Consider the following 15,574-nt stretch of genomic DNA (forward strand, 5'->3'; position numbering starts at 1 on the left):
GCCAATGAAGGAGATTCATGCATGAGCAAGCCCGCCTACGTGCCACCCAAGGTCTGGCGCAACGACGCAGCGTCCGGCGGCCAGTTCGCCAGCATCAACCGCCCGGTTGCCGGCCCGACTCACGACAAGGACCTGCCGCTGGGCAAGCACCCGCTGCAGCTGTACTCCCTGGCCACGCCCAATGGCGTCAAGGTCACCATCGCCCTCGAAGAGCTGCTCGCGCTGGGCCACTCGGGCGCCGAATATGATGCCTGGTTGATCCGCATTGGCGAGGGTGAGCAGTTCTCCAGCGGCTTCGTCCAGGTCAACCCCAACTCGAAGATCCCCGCCCTGCTCGACCGCAGCGTCGAGCCGCCGGTGCGGGTGTTCGAGTCGGGTTCGATCCTGCTGTACCTGGCGGAAAAGTTCGGTGCCTTGCTGCCGAAAGCGCCAGCTGCACGCACCGAAAGCCTGAACTGGCTGTTCTGGCAAATGGGCGCGGCGCCGTACCTGGGCGGCGGCTTTGGCCACTTCTATGTGTATGCGCCGGAAAAGTTCGAGTACGCGATCAACCGCTTCACCATGGAAGCCAAGCGCCAGCTGGATGTGCTCGACCGGCGCCTGGCTGAAAGCCGCTACCTGGGCGGCGAGGAATACAGCATCGCCGACATTGCCGTGTGGCCCTGGTATGGCCAGCTGGTGCGCGGCAACCTGTATGGCGCGGCGGAGTTCCTGGCGGTGGACGAGTACCCGAATGTGCAGCGCTGGGCCGAGGAGATTGCCTTGCGCCCGGCGGTGCAGCGCGGCACACGGGTGAACCGGACCTGGGGGGATGAGGCCAGCCAGGTGCCGGAGCGGCATGCAGCGGCAGACCTGGACGCTTGACGCGGCACCCTTGTGGGAGCGTCCTTGCGTCGCGAAAGGGGTGCGAAGCGCCCCCAGGGTCTTCGTATCACTGTGAAATCGCCGGGGCCGCTTTGCGGCCCTATCGCGACACAAGGCCGCTCCTACAAGGGTTCGCGCCGGGCTTGGGAGGCCCGACAATGCCCGCCTGCAAAAAACCATTTGCCCCCGCGCAAACCTGCGCCCGCCAAGCCCTTCTTGTACACTCCTCGCATTAGCCCCCACCTGCACATTTTTTTGGTGAACGCATGATCGAGGTAACCGAGGTTTCCATTGCCGAGCTGCGCGACGCGCTCGAGTCGGGCCGCACGACGGCGGTCGAGCTGGTCCAGGCCTACCTGGCGCGCATCGATGCCTACGATGGCGCCGACACCGCCACTGCCCTGAACGCCGTGGTGGTGCGCAACCCCGAGGCGCTGAAAGAGGCCGAAGCCTCCGACGCCCGTCGCGCCAAAGGCCAGGTCCTGAGCCCGTTGGACGGCATCCCCTACACCGCCAAGGACAGCTACCTGGTCAAAGGCCTGACCGCTGCCTCCGGCAGCCCGGCCTTCAAGGACCTGGTGGCCCAGCGCGACGCCTTCACCATTGAACGCCTGCGCGCCGCCGGCGCCGTGTGCCTGGGCAAGACCAACATGCCGCCCATGGCCAACGGTGGCATGCAACGCGGCGTGTATGGCCGCGCCGAAAGCCCGTACAACGCCAACTACCTGACCGCACCGTTCGCCTCGGGCTCGTCCAACGGTGCCGGAACCGCCACCGCTGCCAGCTTCAGTGCCTTCGGCCTGGCCGAAGAAACCTGGTCCAGCGGCCGTGGCCCGGCGTCCAACAATGGCCTGTGCGCCTATACCCCGTCGCGCGGGGTGATTTCGGTGCGTGGCAACTGGCCGCTGACACCGACCATGGACGTGGTGGTGCCGTATGCCCGCACCATGGCCGACCTGCTGGAAATCCTCGACGTGGTCGTAGCCGACGACGCCGACAAGCGCGGCGACCTGTGGCGCCTGCAACCTTGGGTGCCAATCCCGGCGGCTTCGACGGTGCGCCCGGCTTCGTATCTGGACCTGGCCGTGGATGCCAGCGCGCTAAAGGGCAAGCGCTTTGGCGTGCCGCGCATGTACATCAACGCCGATGCCGAGGCCGGTACTTCCGAGAAGCCTGGCATCGGCGGCCCGACTGGCCAGCGCATCAACACCCGCGCCACGGTGATCGACCTGTGGCAGCAGGCCCGTCAGGCACTGGAGGCGGCTGGTGCCGAAGTGCTGGAAGTGGACTTCCCGCTGGTGTCCAACTGCGAGGGCGACCGCCCGGGCGCACCGACCGTGTACAACCGCGGCATCGTCAGCAAGGAGTTCCTGCATGACGAGCTGTGGGAGCTGTCGGGGTGGGCCTTCGACGACTTCCTGCGCGCCAACGATGACCCCAGGCTCAACCGCCTGGCCGATGTCGACGGGCCGCAGATCTTCCCCCACGACCCGGGCACCCTGCCCAACCGTGAGGACGACCTGGCCGCCGGCATGGACGAGTACGTCAACATGGCCAAGCGTGGCCTGAAGACCTGGGACCAGATCGAGACCCTGCCCGACGGCCTGCGCGGCCTGGAGCAGACCCGCAAGATCGACCTGGAAGACTGGATGGACAACCTGGGCCTGGACGCGGTGCTGTTCCCCACCGTGGCCGACGTGGGCCCGGCCGATGCCGACGTCAACCCGGCATCGGCGGACATTGCCTGGAGCAACGGCATCTGGGTGGCCAACGGCAACCTGGCGATCCGTCACCTGGGCGTGCCGACCGTGACCGTGCCGATGGGTGTGATGGCCGATATCGGCATGCCGGTGGGGCTGACCTTTGCAGGCCGGGCTTACAGCGACAATGCGCTGCTGAGCTTTGGTGCGGCCTTCGAGGCGACCGGGTCGCGTCGGATGATCCCACCGCGCACCCCGGCCCTGAGCTGAGTACTGGGGCTGCATCGCCGCCTATCTACCTCGATCCATGCGCAATTCCTGTAGGAGCGGCCTTGTGTCGCGATAGGGCTGCGAAGCAGCCCCAACAATCTGTGCATGTACGCTGAAATCCTGGGGCTGCTTCGCAGCCCTATCGCGACACAAGGCCGCTCCTACAGGGCTGTGCAGTCCACAATAGATCGTAAAATTCAACTTTATGTGTAAAAATACACAAAACGTTGATTTTGCGATCTGCCATGCCTATCACCCCAAGCGAAGAACGCCAGCTCACCCTCACCGTCCTCAAGGCCGCCATCCAGGCCCTGGGTAGCGTTGCCGCGCGCAACATGGAAATCCTCCTGCACGACCTCGATCACCCGGAACACTCCGTGGTGGCGATCGTCAACGGCCACCTTTCCGGCCGCAGCATCGGTAGCCCGATCCTCGCCGCCCCTGAACAGGACCTGGGTTTCAAGGCACTGATGCAGGCCTCGGCCGATCAGCACGGCTGTGAGCCGGTGGTGCTGCCCGACTACCCCACCACGCTGAAGGGCCGCACTCTGCGCAGCGCCACGGCCATCTTCCGCGACCGCAGCGGCCACCCCTTCGCCAGCCTTTGCGTCAACACCGACGTCACCGGCCTGGATGCCGCCATGAACTTTCTTCAGCAGTTCCAACCGCTGGGGGCCACACCTGCCGTCAATGAACCCGCCGACATGGAACTGCTGATGAGCGAGATAATCCAGGCATCCCTGCAGCGCAGCGGCCAGGGGCGGATGAACAAGCAGGCCAAGGTCGAGGCCGTGCGAGTGATGCAGGAGCGTGGCCTGTTCATCGTCAAGGGCGGCGTGGAAAAGGCCGCCAGCGCCCTGGGTGTGACCCGCTACACCGTTTACAACTACCTCGAGCAACTGCGCGGAGCCAGCCAATGACCTTGCATGTTCATACCCCCCTGATCGAATCCCGCCCGCTGTCACTGGCCGCGGGCAGCAACGTCTGGCTCAAGCTCGATGCCCTGCAGCCCTGCGGCTCGTTCAAGCTGCGCGGCGTGGGCCACGCCTGTGAGGTGCACCATGCCCGTGGCGCGCGGCATTTCGTGTCTTCCTCGGGCGGCAACGCCGGCCTGGCAGTGGCCTATGCCGGGCGCAAGCTGGGCGTGCCGGTGACCGTGGTAGTGCCCGAGACCACCACCGAGCGGGCCAAGGACCTGCTGCGCCTGGAGGGCGCCAAGTTGGAGGTGCATGGCAGCTCCTGGCAAGAGGCCAACGCCCTGGCGCAGACCTTGGTCGGCCCGGATGACGCCTTCATTCACCCATTCGACGAACCGCTGCTGTGGGCAGGGCATGCCAGCCTGGTGGATGAAGTCGCCGAGGCCGGCGTGAAACCGGATGCCGTGGTGTTGTCGGTAGGCGGCGGCGGATTGCTCAGTGGTGTGGTCGAGGGGCTACAGCGCAACGGCTGGGGCGATGTGCCGGTGCTGGCGGTTGAAACCGAGGGCGCGGCATCGCTGCATGCGGCCATGCAGGCGGGGCATTCGGTGGAGCTGGAGCGTATTGCCTCGGTGGCGACCTCGCTGGGGGCCAAGCGTGTGGCTGACCAGGCGCTGGTGTGCGTGAAGGAGCATCCGGTGCACAGCCATCTGGTCACTGACCGCGCTGCGCTGGAGGCGTGCGAGCGGTTCCTGCTGGACCATCGCGTGCTGGTGGAGCCTGCCTGTGGGGCTGCTTTGGCGTTGGCCTATGCATCGGGCGCCCTGGCGCAGTACCAGAATGTGCTGGTGGTGGTTTGTGGCGGGGCTACCGCCACGCTGGAGCAGATCCAGGCGTGGTTGCAGCAGGTTGATTGAGGTTGCCTGTACCGGCCTCTTCGCGGGTAAACCCGCTCCCACAGATTGGACTGCACAGGATTGAAGTAGCAACAGGACTGTGCAAGGTTTGAAGCAAGCGCAATCCCTGTGGGAGCGGGTTCACCCGCGAACACGGGCGTAGCCCGTGCCATCCAGCACAGAACGTTGCTCATCGGATTCTCCTTGCGGCACCCGGTTGCTGATTACGATAGTCACATGCCGCTGTTCTACTGAGCCCGCCGCAACCGGAAAAATCCTCTCGCAACAGCGTCAACCACGACGAAATGCGTAACCCACCCTTTCGGTCTGCGGCAAGTGAAGGCACAATGCGTGTCCTTTTTTTGGCCGGCCTGGCCGGGGGCCTTTAAATGATCAAGACGCCGTACTACCTCATCGATAAAACCAAGCTGCTGGGCAACATGGAGAAGATCGCCTACGTGCGCGAACACTCTGGTGCCAAGGCGCTGCTCGCCCTCAAGTGCTTTGCCACCTGGTCGGTCTTCGACCTGATGCAACAGTACATGGACGGCACCACCTCTTCGTCGCTGTACGAGCTCAAGCTCGGCCGCCAGAAGTTCGCCGGCGAAACCCACGCCTACAGCGTGGCCTGGGCCGACGACGAGGTCGAGGAAATGCTCGAGAACTGCGACAAGATCATCTTCAACTCGATCGGCCAGTTGCAGCGCTTCGCCGAACAGTCCGAAGGCAAGGTCCGTGGTCTGCGCGTCAACCCGCAGGTCAGCAGCTCCGACTACCTGCTGGCAGACCCTGCCCGCCCGTTCAGCCGCCTGGGCGAATGGGACCCGGCCAAGGTCGAACAGGTGATCGAGCAGATCTCCGGCTTCATGTTCCACAACAACTGCGAGAACGGCGACTTCGGCCTGTTCGACAAGATGCTCACGCACATCGAGGAGCGCTTCGGTCACCTGCTGCACAAGGTCGAGTGGGTAAGCCTCGGTGGCGGCATCCACTTCACCGGTGAAGACTACGCGCTGGACGCCTTCTGCGCGCGCCTGAAAGCCTTCTCGGAAAAATACGGCGTTCAGGTGTACCTGGAGCCGGGCGAAGCCGCCATCACCAACAGCGCCTCGCTGGAAGTGACCGTGCTCGACACCCTGTACAACGGCAAGCACCTGGCCGTGGTCGACAGCTCGATCGAAGCGCACATGCTCGACCTGCTGATCTACCGCCTCAACGCCAAGATGGCCCCCAACGACGGCGCGCACACCTACATGGTCTGCGGCAAGTCGTGCCTGGCCGGTGACATCTTCGGCGAATACCAATTCGATCGTCCGCTGGCCATCGGTGATCGCCTGTCGTTCGTCGACGCGGCGGGTTACACCATGGTCAAGAAAAACTGGTTCAACGGTCTGAAAATGCCATCCATCGTGGTCAAGCAACTCGACGGCAGCGTCGAAGTGGTGCGCGAGTTCGGTTTCGAAGACTACGTTTCCAGCCTGTCGTAAGACCGGCTTTCAGTAAGGAGCAAGGGATAAATTGAAGAAGAACGTTCTTATCATTGGTGCAGGAGGTGTCGCCAAGGTGGTGGCCCACAAGTGCGCGCAGCATAACGACGAACTGGGTCGTATCGCCATCGCGTCACGGAACATCTCCAAATGCCAGGCCATCATCGACAGCGTCAAGGCCAAGGGTAGCCTCAAGGTACCCGCCGACATCCAGGCCTTCTCGCTCAATGCCCTCGATGTCGAGGCAACCAAGGCGCTGATCCGCGAGACCGAATCGCAGATCGTGATCAACGTTGGTTCCGCCTTCCTCAACATGTCGGTGCTGCGTGCCTGCATCGATACCGGTGTCGCCTATCTGGACACCGCCATCCACGAAGAGCCGGGCAAGATCTGCGAGACCCCGCCGTGGTACGGCAACTACGAGTGGAAACACCTCGAAGAGTGCCAGGCAAAGAACATTACCGCCATTCTCGGCGTCGGTTTCGACCCGGGTGTGGTGAACAGCTACGCCAAGCTGGCGCAGCAACAGTATTTCGACAGCATTGACTCGATCGACATCCTCGACGTCAATGCCGGTTCGCATGGCAAGTACTTCGCCACCAACTTCGACCCGGAAATCAACTTCCGCGAGTTTACCGGGCAAGTGTGGAGCTGGCAGAACAGCCAGTGGACCAGCAACACCATGTTCGAGGTCAAGCGTACCGACGACCTGCCGGTGGTAGGTTCGCAGAACCTGTACCTGACCGGCCACGATGAAGTTCACTCGATTTCGAAGAACCTCAACGTGCCGAACGTGCGTTTCTGGATGAGCTTCGGCGAGCACTACATCAACGTGTTCACCGTGCTGAAGAACCTGGGCCTGCTCTCCGAGCAACCGGTGAAAACCGCCGAAGGCCTGGAAGTGGTACCACTGAAAGTGGTCAAGGCCGTGCTGCCGGACCCAGCCTCGCTGGCCCCGGGCTACACCGGCAAGACCTGCATCGGTGACCTGGTCAAGGGCACCAAGGATGGCCAGCCGCGCGAAGTGTTCATCTACAACGTGGCCGACCACGAAGAAGCCTACGCCGAGACCGACAGCCAGGGTATTTCCTACACCGCTGGTGTACCGCCAGTGGCTGCCGCCCTGCTGGTCGCCCGTGGCGAGTGGGATGCCAAGCGCATGGTCAACGTCGAGGAGCTGCCAGCAGAGCCGTTCCTCAAGGCGCTGGACGTGATGGGCCTGCCGACCCGCGTCAAGGATGAAAAAGGCGATCGTCCCTGGGACGCTGAAGCCTAAGCAGCAAGACAGAGGGGGCGCCATCAAGGCGCCCCTTCTGCTTTTGCAGGCCCGGCCTCTTCGCGGGCACGCCCGCTCCCACAGGGTTTTCGCCGGCCTCAGGTGGGGCCCTGTGGGAGCGGGCGTGCCCGCGAAAGGGCCGGCACAGGCTTACCTCTACTTCCGAGCCTCCAGAATCAGGTTGAACGGCGTCTGCGTCGCCCGCCGGAACCGGCCGAAACCCGCCTCCTCGAACACCGCCCGCAACCGCGCTTCCCCCGCCTGCGCACCCAGCCCCAACCCCACCTCCTGCGACAACGAATTGGGCGTGCAGATAAACGTCGACGCCGCATAGAACAAGCGCCCGACCGGTGTCAGGTTGCCCTCCAGCGAATCCTCGGCATAAGGCTCCACCAGCATCACCGTGCCGTCGGCCTTCAACGCACGGTAGGCATGCTTAGCAGCCCCCACCGGGTCGCCCATGTCGTGCAGGCAATCGAAGAAGCACACCAGGTCATGGTCATGCCCCGGGTAGTCCTTGGCGCTGGCCTGCTGGAAGCTCACCCGCCCCGCCAACCCCGCCTCGCGCGCACGCTCGTTGGCGGTGGCGATGGAAGGCCCGTGGTAGTCGTAGCCGACGAAGGTGGATGCCGGGAACGCCTGGGCCATGACCAGCGTGGAAGCGCCATGCCCACAGCCCACATCCGCCACCTTGGCGCCCGCTTGCAGCTTGGCCACCACGCCCTCCAGCGCCGGTAGCCATTCGGCCACCAGGAAGGTGCGGTAACCCGGCCGGAAGAACCGTTCGGTGCCGCTGAACATGCAGGGGTGATGGTCGCCCCAGGCCAGCCCGCCGTCGCCGCGCATGGCCGCGACCAGCTTGTCCTTGTCGTGGAACAGCGCGGCCACCACCGCCGCACCACCGGCCATGTAGGCCGGGGAATCCTCCAGCGCCAGGGCCATGGCCTGCTCTTCAGGCAACACGAAACGGCCCTTGTCATGCACCATGTAGCCCGAGGCGGCCTGGGCGCTGAGCCATTCGCGCACCAGCCGCGGGTGGCAGCCGGTCTTTTCCGCCAGCGCCTCGGGGGTGGTCGGTTGGCTGTCGGCCATGGCCCGGTACAACCCTAGCTCATCGCCAAGAATCACGTTGGCCAAGGTCGCCGCGGCGCCCATGTCGCCCACCAGCTTGCCCATGAAGTCGTGAAGCCTTGCCTCGTCCATGACCTGCCCTCCTCTGCAAAGAAGGCCATCGCCAGCGAGGGACATCCGCTCCGGGGAGGCGGTGGTCGGTTGAATGGTATCGGCCTGCCGAGCGTTGCCCGATGCAGGCCACTTGTAAGTCTAGATGCCCTGATCAGCGGCCTTTGCCTGCCCTGCCAACTTTTCCAGCAGTACCTTGGCCAGCACCTTGTCCGAGAACGGGTTCTGCCCGGTGATCAGTTCGCGGTCCACCACCACATTGGGTTGCCAGGCCTTGGCGTAGCCCATGTCGCCCCCTGCCATTGCCATGGCGTTGGCCGGGTAGAACAACAGCCGCTGGTCCTTGAGCGAAGCTTCGAACACCTGCTCCTCCGGGTCGGAGAAAATGGTCATCTTGTAACCTTTGTACAGCCAGTCGGTGGCTGCCGGCTTTTCACCACGCGCCAGCGCCGACTGATAGCTCGCCGGGTCCTGCTGGGCCGAGAGCAAGGCGATGGGGCCGTGGCAGATGGCGGCTGTGGGCTTGCCGGCCTGGTGGAAATGCCGCAGCAAGGCGCCCACGTCCGGGTTGTTGGCCAGGTCGATCAAGGGCGCATGACCGCCGGGGATGAACAGCCCCGCATAGCGGCCCAGGTCACCTGCCAGGACCTCTTTCACTGACAGGGTATCGTCAATGCCCGGCAGGCCTTGCACGACTTTCTCGATTCGGCGCATCTCCACCGCATCACCGGCAAAGTAGCGTGGGTCGATCGAACGCTGGTCGACGCTCGGGGCATTACCTTTGGGGGTTACCAGCACCAGCTTGTAGCCAGCCTTGAGCAATTGGTCGGCTGGCACGCCGAACTCGTTGAGGTAGTAGCCAGTGGCGTAGCGCTTGCCGTCCTGCAGGGGCAGCTGGTGCTCGCTGGACAACAGCACCAGCACCTCTCCCTTGGGCGCAGCGTGGGCGCCGGCGGCAAGCAGGGTGCTGGCAACAGCCAGGGCAAGCCGGGACATCTTGGTCATGCAACAATCTCCTGATCAGGCAAAAAGAGCCGTCCGCTCATATCGGCGGGATGCGTTCATGCTAATGGCAAGGCTATGATTCGATAATTCGAAAGCTCTCATGTCTGCGATCCAGAAAATGAATATCTCCAGCAAGGACCTCAACCTGCTGTACCTGTTCCATGTGCTGTATCAGGAACGCAACGCCACCCTCGCCGCCCAGCGCATGGCGCTGAGCCAGCCCGCCCTCAGCCACAAGCTCAACAAGCTGCGCCATCAGTTTGGCGACCCGCTGTTCGTCCGCGCGCCCAGGGGCCTGACCCCGACGCCACGCGCCCACGAACTGGCGCCCGAGGTAGAACGCCTGGTAGTGGGCCTGGAAGGCTTCTATGAACGCTGCGAAGGGCAGGACTTCCTTGCCCGCCCTGCCCGCCTGCACCTGTACAGCACCGATTATGTAGAACAGACGCTGTTGCCCAGGCTGCTGCCGATCCTGCGCAGCCAGGCGCCGAACCTGACGCTGGTCACCCACAACACCCGTGGCCAGCTCCCTCGCGAAGAGCTGGAGAAAGGCACCTGTGACCTGGCCGTTGCCGGGTTCTATACCGACCTCCCGGAAACCTTCCACCAACAGCGCCTGCTCACCGTACACTTCGTTGTGCTGGCCTCGCGCAGTCATCCAGCCGCGGACCAAGGCCTGGACCTCGATAGCTTCCTCGCCAGCGACCACCTGCTCACCACCCTGACCGGCGACCTCGATGGCCTGGTCGACCGCGCCTTGCGCAGCCAGGGCATGCAACGACGGGTCGTGGCTGGCCTGTCGAGCTTCGTGGCCCCCACGCGCCTGCTGCGCGGCACCGACCTGCTGCTCACCTGCCTGAGCTCGCTGGCCATCGAAGCCACCGAGCGTGATGACGACCTGCGCATGTACCCGCTGCCGCTGACATTGCCCGCAATCGAGGTGATGCAGATATGGCATGAACGCACCCACGCCGACCCCTTGCGGCGCTGGTTCCGCCAGCAGCTGTGGAACGTCGCCCAGGAAGCAGCGGCCTGCGCAAGTAACAATATCTAAACAACGTTGTGACATTTTTTTTCAGCTTTCTCGCCAAGGAGCTGTCAAATGAAGGTCACGGTTTTCGGTACCGGCTATGTCGGCCTCACCCAGGCAGTGTGCCTGGCCCAGGTGGGGCACTCGGTGTTGTGCATGGATGTCGACGCCGAGCGGGTCGCCAGCCTCAATGCAGGCCATTGCCCGATCTTCGAGCCCGGCCTTGCGCCGATGCTGGAGAAGAACCTGGCCTGCGGCCGCCTGCGTTTCACCACCGACGCCAGCGAAGCGGCCAACTATGCCAGGTTGCAGTTCATTGCCGTCGGCACCCCGCCCCAGGCCGATGGCAGCGCCGACCTGAAGCACGTGTTTGCCGTGGTCGACAGCATTCTCGAACATGCCGACGGCCCCAAGCTGATCGTCAACAAATCCACCGCGCCGGTCGGCACGGTGCACCGCATCAAGGCGCGCATCGCCCAGGCCGTGGCCGATACCAGCCGCTTCCACGTCGTCAGCAACCCCGAGTTCCTCAAGGAAGGCTCGGCAGTCGATGACTGCATGCGCCCGGAGCGCATCATCATCGGTGGCGCGGAACCCGCCGAGGTAGAGCTGCTGCGCGAGCTGTACCTGCCGTTCAGCCGCAACCGCGAAAAGCTCATGGTCATGGATGCGCGCAGCGCCGAGCTGACCAAGTACGCGGCCAACTGCATGCTGGCGACCAAGATCTCGTTCATCAACGAAATCGCCAACCTGGCCGAGCACCTGGGCGCCGACATCGAAATGGTGCGCCGTGGCATCGGCTCGGACCCGCGCATCGGCTACGACTTCATCTATGCCGGCTGCGGTTTTGGCGGCTCGTGCTTCCCCAAGGACCTGCAAGCCCTGCGCCGCAGCGCCGAGGCCGAAGGCTTCGAGCCGCAACTGCTGCGTGCGGTGGAATCGGTCAACGAGCAGCAAAAGGGCCGGCTGTTCAGCAAGATCCAGCGCCACTACCCACGCGGCCTGCGGGGCAAGGTCTTCGCCTTGTGGGGGCTGTCGTTCAAGCCCAATACCAATGATATCCGCGAGGCCTCCAGCCGGGTCCTGCTGGAAGCGCTGTGGGCCGCCGGCGCGCGGGTGCAGGCCCATGACCCGCAGGCCATGGAAGAAATCCAGCGGCACTATGGCCCGCGCGCCGACCTGCAACTGGTGCCGTGCAAGGACGATGCTCTGCACGGCGCCGATGCCCTGGTGATCGTCACCGAATGGCAGGATTACCGTGTGCTCAACCTGGACAAGGTGCCGCAACAGCTGGCCGACCGGGTGGTATTCGACGGGCGCAACCTGTTCGAACCCGAACACATGGCCGCCGCCGGCCTGACTTACTACGGCATCGGCCGTGGCCAGGTGCAGCCAGCATGCCCGTACTGATTACCGGCGTGGCCGGCTTCATCGGCTACCATGTTGCGCGGCGCCTGTGCGAAGCAGGCATCGAGGTGGTCGGCATCGACAACCTCAACGCCTACTACAGCGTCCAGCTGAAGCTGGCGCGCCTGCAGCAGTTGTTCGGCTTTGCCAATTTCCGCTTCCACACCCTCGACATCGCCCACCCGAGCGAACTGCAACAGCTGTTCGCCGGCCAGGCGTTCAGTGAAGTGATCCACCTGGCAGCCCAGGCCGGGGTGCGCTATTCGCTGGACAACCCCGGCGCCTATGGCCAGGCCAACCTGGTCGGCTTTCTCAACATCCTCGAGGCCTGCCGCCAGCAGCCAACCCGCCACCTGATCTACGCCTCCAGCAGTTCGGTGTACGGTGCCAACGCCAAGCTGCCGTTCAGCGTCGACGACCCGGTCGAGCAACCGCTGTCGCTGTATGCCGCCAGCAAGCGCGCCAATGAACTGATGGCGCACAGCTACGCAAACCTGTACCAGCTGCCGACCACCGGCCTGCGCTTCTTTACCGTATACGGCCCCTGGGGCCGCCCCGACATGGCGCCGTTCAAGTTCACCCGCGCCATGCTCGAGGGCCGGCCGATCGAGGTCTACAACAACGGCCTGATGGGGCGCGACTTCACCTACATCGACGACATCGTCGAGAGCATTGTGCGCCTGCGCCTGAAGCCGCCACTGCCGGCCGAGGGGCAACCGCCCTGCCAGCTGTTCAACATTGGCCGAGGTCAGCCGGTACGGCTGCTGCACTTCGTCGAATGCCTGGAGCATGCCTTGGGCATCAAGGCCCGACGCGACTACCTGCCGCTGCAAGCAGGTGATGTGCTGGAAACCTGGGCCGACGTCGGCTCGCTGGCACGCTGGATCGACTACACCCCCGGCACATCGCTGGAACACGGCGTCAACGCCTTCGTTGGCTGGTACCGGGATTTCTACCGGGTCTGAGCCGCGCAATCACAACAAGATCACAGGTAGCCTCATGACAGATCCACTTGACCTCTCGGTGCTCATTCCCGCCAGGAACGAGGTCGACAACCTGCCGTCACTCTTGATGGAAATACGCATCGCACTGGCGGCCGAAGACCATGAAGTACTGGTGGTCGATGACGGCAGCAGCGACCGCACCCTGAGCGTACTGCTGCAACTGAAAAGCCAGGGCTACACGCAACTGCGCATCCTCCGTCACGAGCGCTCGCTGGGCCAGAGCACCTCGCTGTGGCATGCCGCCCAGGCGGCGCGCGGGCGCTGGCTGGCGACCCTGGACGGGGACGGCCAGAACGACCCCGCGGACATCCCCGGCATGCTGGCCCTGGTGCGCGCCAACCAGGACCTGGCCGGCGGCGTCAAGCTGGTGGCCGGGCACCGGGTCAACCGCCGCGACAGCGCCAGCAAACGCTGGGCGTCGCGGCTTGCCAACGGCCTGCGCAGCCGCTTGCTCAAGGACGCCACGCCAGACACCGGCTGCGGGCTGAAGCTGATCGAACGCGCGGCCTTCCTGCGCCTGCCCTACTTCGACCACATGCACCGCTTCATCCCGGCGCTGATCCTGCGCCACAACGGCCGCATGCTGGTGCACCCGGTCAACCACCGGCCACGTCAGGCCGGGGTGTCCAAGTACGGCAACCTGGACCGCGCCCTGGTCGGCATCCTCGACCTGTTCGGGGTCTGGTGGCTGATCCGTCGCACCCGCCTGGACACGCGCCCCCAGGAGTTCGAAGGATGACCCGCGAAACCCTGTGGCTGGTCATCGGTTTCGCCGGCCAGGCCGTATTTACCGGGCGCTTCGTGTTGCAGTGGCTGTACAGCGAGTTCAAGCGCCGCAGCGTGATCCCGGTGGGCTTCTGGTACCTGAGCATGCTCGGCAGCGCGCTGCTGCTGACCTACGCCATCTATCGCCAGGACCCGGTGTTCATCATCGGCCAGAGCTTCGGCTTCCTGGTCTACCTGCGCAACCTGCAGCTGATCGCCCGCCACCAGGAACAGAAGGAATAGCCCTTGCCAAGGTTCAACACGCTCGGGGCCGAACGCCTGGCCCTGATTGCCCTCGCGGTGTTGCTGGTGGGCGCGGGTATCGGCTGGCGCCAGCCGATGAATGTGGATGAAGAACGCTTTCTCGGCGTCGCCCTGGAAATGCTGCAGAGCGGCAACTGGTTCATCCCCCACCGGGCGGCGGAAATCTACGGCGACAAGCCGCCGCTGTTCATGTGGACCGTGGCCCTGTTCAGCCACCTCACCGGCTCGCCCAAGGTTGCCCTGTACCTGCCAGGGTTGCTGTCGGCGGCGACCATTACCTGGGTGCTGCATGACCTGGGGCGGCGCCTGTGGAACCGGCGCATCGGCGTGATCGCCGCCTTGTTGTTCCTGGCCACCTACCAGAGCTACAGCATCCTGCGCACCGGGCAGATCGACAGCTTCCTGTGCCTGTGGGTGGCACTGGGTTTCTACGGCATGCTGCGCCACTTGCTGCTCGGGCCGGCCTGGGGCTGGTTCTACCTGGCCTGCGCGGCGATGGGCCTGGGCATTATCAGCAAGGGCGTGGGCTTTGTCCCGGCGCTGCTATTGCTGCCCTATGCCTGGGCGGTGCGCCACCGCTGGCACGGGGTGGTGGCCATGCCCGGCCAGGGTTGGCGCTGGAGCCTGGGGCTGGCGTGGCTGCTGGCCGGTTGCGCGGTGTGGCTGCTGCCACTGCTGGTTTCGATCGCCCATGGCGGTGGCGCGGCGGAGCTGGCCTATTTGAAGGAAATCCTGCTGCGCCAGACCGCCAGCCGCTATGCCAATGCCTGGGACCATCGCGAACCGTTCTGGTACTTCTTCGTCAAGGTCATCCCCAAATACTGGCTGCCACTGGTGCTGGCCCTGCCCTGGCTGGTACCGGCCTGGCGCCGGCAGCTGCAAAAACGCGACGCGCGCTTTCTGCTGCTGCTCGGCTGGGTGGTGCTGGTGCTGTTGTTTTTCAGCCTCAGCAGCGGCAAGCGCAAGCTGTACATCTTCCCGGCGCTGCCGGGCCTGGTGCTGGCCATCGCGCCACTGCTGCCGTGGCTGCTCAAGCGCTGGCTGCAGCGCCGGCCGGCCTGGCGCAAGGCGTTCACTGCCGTGGCCCTGGCATGGTTCGCGCTGTGGTTCGCGCGCGGCTTCGTCGAGCCGCTGAAGGAAGGCCGCAACCCGCATGAGACATTGATGAGTGAAGCCGCGCGGGCCACCGGCGGCGCCGAGTTGGTGCTGGTCAACTGGCGCGAGGGGCATTGGCTGTTTGCCCGACAACCCATCGTGCACTTCGGTTTCACCGGCCAGTCCAGGGCGGACACGGCCGCTTACTGGCTGCGCCACAACCCCACGGCCTTCGCCCTGGTACCGGCTTCGGAGCTGGGCCGCTGCTTCAGTGCCGACAAGGCACGCAGGCTGGGCGAGACCTCGCGCGCAGAGTGGTATGTGGTCGGTGCCGATGCCGATAACGGCCAGTGCCAGGCCACGGCCCCCAGCCACGTCTACCACTTCGCCTGGACGGGCTCGCCTTAGTGCC

Annotated in this window: 14 protein-coding genes; 12 read left to right on the forward strand and 2 right to left on the reverse strand. The window is 64.6% G+C overall.

Going from position 1 to position 15,574, the window contains the following annotated elements:
- Nucleotides 1-21 precede the first annotated feature (21 nt).
- From yghU to CAG00_RS05250, 6 genes are all read left to right on the forward strand, one after another.
- A complete protein-coding gene (gene yghU / locus CAG00_RS05220) occupies nt 22-864 on the forward strand; it encodes a glutathione-dependent disulfide-bond oxidoreductase (protein ID WP_085663653.1) in 843 nt (280 codons plus the stop codon).
- Between the two features lie 266 nt (nt 865-1,130).
- Nucleotides 1,131-2,834, forward strand: a complete 1,704-nt coding sequence (locus tag CAG00_RS05225; RefSeq protein WP_085663654.1) for an amidase — start codon at nt 1,131-1,133, stop codon at nt 2,832-2,834.
- Between the two features lie 245 nt (nt 2,835-3,079).
- Complete coding sequence (locus tag CAG00_RS05235) at nt 3,080-3,754, forward strand: transcriptional regulator (protein ID WP_085663656.1); 675 nt, start codon at nt 3,080-3,082, stop codon at nt 3,752-3,754.
- A complete protein-coding gene (locus CAG00_RS05240) occupies nt 3,751-4,668 on the forward strand; it encodes a pyridoxal-phosphate dependent enzyme (protein WP_085663657.1) in 918 nt (305 codons plus the stop codon). The genes CAG00_RS05235 and CAG00_RS05240 overlap by 4 nt, the downstream gene beginning before the upstream one ends.
- A 368-nt stretch (nt 4,669-5,036) precedes the next feature.
- On the forward strand, nt 5,037-6,134 hold the full coding sequence (gene nspC / locus CAG00_RS05245; protein WP_013972889.1) for a carboxynorspermidine decarboxylase: 1,098 nt from the start codon (nt 5,037-5,039) through the stop codon (nt 6,132-6,134).
- A gap of 31 nt (nt 6,135-6,165) precedes the next feature.
- The gene (locus CAG00_RS05250) at nt 6,166-7,410 is read left to right on the forward strand and encodes a saccharopine dehydrogenase family protein (protein ID WP_003248123.1); all 1,245 of its coding nucleotides are present in this window, start codon (nt 6,166-6,168) and stop codon (nt 7,408-7,410) included.
- Nucleotides 7,411-7,566: 156 nt separating this feature from the next.
- Here the strand turns inward: CAG00_RS05250 and CAG00_RS05255 are convergent, their stop codons facing one another.
- Nucleotides 7,567-8,613, reverse strand: a complete 1,047-nt coding sequence (locus CAG00_RS05255) for a class I SAM-dependent methyltransferase (RefSeq protein WP_075045114.1) — start codon at nt 8,611-8,613, stop codon at nt 7,567-7,569.
- Between the two features lie 120 nt (nt 8,614-8,733).
- Nucleotides 8,734-9,597, reverse strand: coding sequence for a type 1 glutamine amidotransferase domain-containing protein (locus CAG00_RS05260; RefSeq protein WP_085663658.1), 864 nt, complete (start codon nt 9,595-9,597; stop codon nt 8,734-8,736).
- Between the two features lie 118 nt (nt 9,598-9,715).
- Between CAG00_RS05260 and CAG00_RS05265 the strand changes: the two genes are divergently transcribed.
- From CAG00_RS05265 to CAG00_RS05290, 6 genes are read left to right on the forward strand one after another with little or no spacing between them, the layout of a single operon-like run.
- Nucleotides 9,716-10,651 (forward strand): LysR family transcriptional regulator, encoded by a 936-nt coding sequence (locus tag CAG00_RS05265; RefSeq protein ID WP_085663911.1) that lies wholly within the window; start codon nt 9,716-9,718, stop codon nt 10,649-10,651.
- 48 nt (nt 10,652-10,699) lie between these two features.
- Nucleotides 10,700-12,037, forward strand: a complete 1,338-nt coding sequence (locus tag CAG00_RS05270) for a UDP-glucose/GDP-mannose dehydrogenase family protein (RefSeq protein ID WP_085663659.1) — start codon at nt 10,700-10,702, stop codon at nt 12,035-12,037.
- Nucleotides 12,025-12,999, forward strand: coding sequence for an NAD-dependent epimerase/dehydratase family protein (locus tag CAG00_RS05275; protein ID WP_085663660.1), 975 nt, complete (start codon nt 12,025-12,027; stop codon nt 12,997-12,999). Before CAG00_RS05270 ends, CAG00_RS05275 begins: the two co-directional genes overlap by 13 nt.
- 34 nt (nt 13,000-13,033) lie before the next feature.
- The gene (locus CAG00_RS05280) at nt 13,034-13,777 is read left to right on the forward strand and encodes a glycosyltransferase family 2 protein (protein ID WP_075045110.1); all 744 of its coding nucleotides are present in this window, start codon (nt 13,034-13,036) and stop codon (nt 13,775-13,777) included.
- The gene (locus CAG00_RS05285) at nt 13,774-14,046 is read left to right on the forward strand and encodes a lipid-A-disaccharide synthase N-terminal domain-containing protein (protein ID WP_025338958.1); all 273 of its coding nucleotides are present in this window, start codon (nt 13,774-13,776) and stop codon (nt 14,044-14,046) included. The genes CAG00_RS05280 and CAG00_RS05285 overlap by 4 nt, the downstream gene beginning before the upstream one ends.
- Nucleotides 14,047-14,049: 3 nt before the next feature.
- Nucleotides 14,050-15,570, forward strand: a complete 1,521-nt coding sequence (locus CAG00_RS05290) for a glycosyltransferase family 39 protein (RefSeq protein ID WP_085663661.1) — start codon at nt 14,050-14,052, stop codon at nt 15,568-15,570.
- The last annotated feature ends 4 nt before the right edge of the window (nt 15,571-15,574 follow it).

The sequence above is a fragment of the Pseudomonas sp. B5(2017) genome (genome assembly GCF_002112825.1).
In the GTDB taxonomy this organism is placed as follows: domain Bacteria; phylum Pseudomonadota; class Gammaproteobacteria; order Pseudomonadales; family Pseudomonadaceae; genus Aquipseudomonas; species Aquipseudomonas putida_Z.

Excerpts from the sequence above, each read along its gene's own strand:
- yghU (WP_085663653.1), top strand. The coding sequence starts at position 22 with ATGAGCAAGCCCGCCTACGTGCCACCCAAGGTCTGGCGCAACGACGCA.
- CAG00_RS05225 (WP_085663654.1), top strand. The coding sequence starts at position 1,131 with ATGATCGAGGTAACCGAGGTTTCCATTGCCGAGCTGCGCGACGCGCTC.
- CAG00_RS05235 (WP_085663656.1), top strand. The coding sequence starts at position 3,080 with ATGCCTATCACCCCAAGCGAAGAACGCCAGCTCACCCTCACCGTCCTC.
- CAG00_RS05240 (WP_085663657.1), top strand. The coding sequence starts at position 3,751 with ATGACCTTGCATGTTCATACCCCCCTGATCGAATCCCGCCCGCTGTCA.
- nspC (WP_013972889.1), top strand. The coding sequence starts at position 5,037 with ATGATCAAGACGCCGTACTACCTCATCGATAAAACCAAGCTGCTGGGC.
- CAG00_RS05255 (WP_075045114.1), bottom strand. The coding sequence starts at position 8,613 with ATGGACGAGGCAAGGCTTCACGACTTCATGGGCAAGCTGGTGGGCGAC.
- CAG00_RS05260 (WP_085663658.1), bottom strand. The coding sequence starts at position 9,597 with ATGACCAAGATGTCCCGGCTTGCCCTGGCTGTTGCCAGCACCCTGCTT.
- CAG00_RS05265 (WP_085663911.1), top strand. The coding sequence starts at position 9,716 with ATGAATATCTCCAGCAAGGACCTCAACCTGCTGTACCTGTTCCATGTG.
- CAG00_RS05270 (WP_085663659.1), top strand. The coding sequence starts at position 10,700 with ATGAAGGTCACGGTTTTCGGTACCGGCTATGTCGGCCTCACCCAGGCA.
- CAG00_RS05275 (WP_085663660.1), top strand. The coding sequence starts at position 12,025 with ATGCCCGTACTGATTACCGGCGTGGCCGGCTTCATCGGCTACCATGTT.
- CAG00_RS05280 (WP_075045110.1), top strand. The coding sequence starts at position 13,034 with ATGACAGATCCACTTGACCTCTCGGTGCTCATTCCCGCCAGGAACGAG.
- CAG00_RS05285 (WP_025338958.1), top strand. The coding sequence starts at position 13,774 with ATGACCCGCGAAACCCTGTGGCTGGTCATCGGTTTCGCCGGCCAGGCC.